The following is a 1523-nucleotide window of genomic DNA, read 5'->3' as shown; positions in this document are numbered from 1 at the left end:
CGACGGCGACGACAGCGACGCCTTCGCCGGCTGGCTGCGGCTGCGGGAGCCCGCCGACGCGGCGGCCCGCGCGGCGGACCTGCTGGCACCGGTACGTCGGCGGCTCGCGGGCGACGGGCCGGTCGTCATCCACGACCTGGGCGCGGGCACCGGCTCGATGGGCCGCTGGCTCGCCCCCCGGCTGCCGGGCCCGCAGCACTGGGTGCTGTACGACCGCGACCCCGGCCTGTTGGAGCGGGCTCGGGCCGCCATGGCGGGACTCGCCGCCGAGGGCGGCGGCGACGTCACCGTGGAGACCCGCCGGGCCGACATCACCCGGCTGTCCGCCGCCGACCTCGCCGACGCGTCCCTGGTCACCGCGTCGGCGCTGCTGGACATGCTCACCGCCGAGGAGGTGGAACGGATCGTGGCGGCCTGCGCCGCCCGGCCCTGCCTGTTCACCCTCTCCGTGGTCGGCCGGGTGGAGCTGACCCCCACCGACCCGCTGGACGCCGAGGTCGCCGCCGCGTTCGACGACCACCAGCGGCGCGTCGCGGCCGGCCGGGGGGCCCTGCTCGGCCCCGACGCCGTCGCCGCCTGTCTGGCCGCGTTCGCCCGGCACGGCGTCGACGTGCGGACCCGGCCCAGCCCGTGGCGGCTCGGCCCGGACCGCGCCGAGCTGACGGCCGAGTGGTTCACCGGCTGGCTGGGCGCCGCCCGCGAGCAGCGGCCTGAGCTGACCACGCGCACCACGGAGTACGGCCGAGTCCGAAGGGCCGCCGCCCGCGCAGGTAGGCTCGGCGTCCTGGTCGACCACTGCGACCTGCTCACCGGGTGCGGGTGAACCCGCCGGCCGTGCCGCACGTAAACCCGTCCAGGAAGACGATCGTGCAGGGAGGGCCGGCTTTGCCAGCGAGCACGGAACCGGCGGCGTCGCCGGCCGGGCGGGGCCGCCGGCTGCCCCGGTCGTTCTGGGGGTGGGCGCGTACCCTCGCCGGGGCCGGCGTGCTGGCGGCGCTGCTGTGGCGGCTGGGCAGCGGCCCGTTCGTCGCCGGGCTGCGCCTCATCGACGGCGCGGCCCTCGCGGCGGCGCTGGGCATCGGCCTGATCACCACCGTCTGCGCCGCTTGGCGCTGGAGCCTGGTGGCCGGTGGGCTGGGCGTGCGGCTGCCGCTGCGCGAAGCGGTGGCGCACTGCTACCGGGCCGTGTTCCTCAACTCCACCCTGCCCGGCGGGGTGCTCGGCGACGTGGACCGCGCGGTGCGCCATGGCCGTGACTCCGGCGACGTCGGCCGGGGCGTCCGGGCCGTGGTCTGGGAACGGACGGCCGGCCAGGTGGTCCAGGTGGTCCTCGCGGTGGGCGTGCTGGCCGTGTTCCCGTCGCCCGTGCGGCCGTACCTGCCGGCGGTGGCGGCACTGGTGGCCGCCCCCCGGCTGGGCCCCGGTGTTGCTGGGGCCGCGTTCGCGCCCCGGTCGGGAGCGTCGCGGTGGGCGCGGGCGCTGCGTACCGCCGTGGCCGACGTCCGATCCGGCGTGCTGGGCCG

Annotated in this window: 2 protein-coding genes; both read left to right on the top strand. The window is 78.5% G+C overall.

Annotated elements, in window-relative coordinates:
* Positions 1-34 precede the first annotated feature (34 nt).
* Positions 35-823, top strand: a complete 789-nt coding sequence (locus tag MCAG_RS02460) for a class I SAM-dependent methyltransferase (RefSeq protein WP_198141703.1) — start codon at positions 35-37, stop codon at positions 821-823.
* Positions 824-936: 113 nt separating this feature from the next.
* Positions 937-1523, top strand: a 587-nt coding sequence (locus tag MCAG_RS02455) for a lysylphosphatidylglycerol synthase domain-containing protein (protein WP_036376052.1), incomplete at its 3' end; no start/stop codon positions are given.

The sequence above is a fragment of the Micromonospora sp. ATCC 39149 genome (assembly GCF_000158815.1).
Lineage (GTDB): Bacteria > Actinomycetota > Actinomycetes > Mycobacteriales > Micromonosporaceae > Micromonospora.
This window is presented reverse-complemented; position numbering and strand designations above follow the sequence as displayed.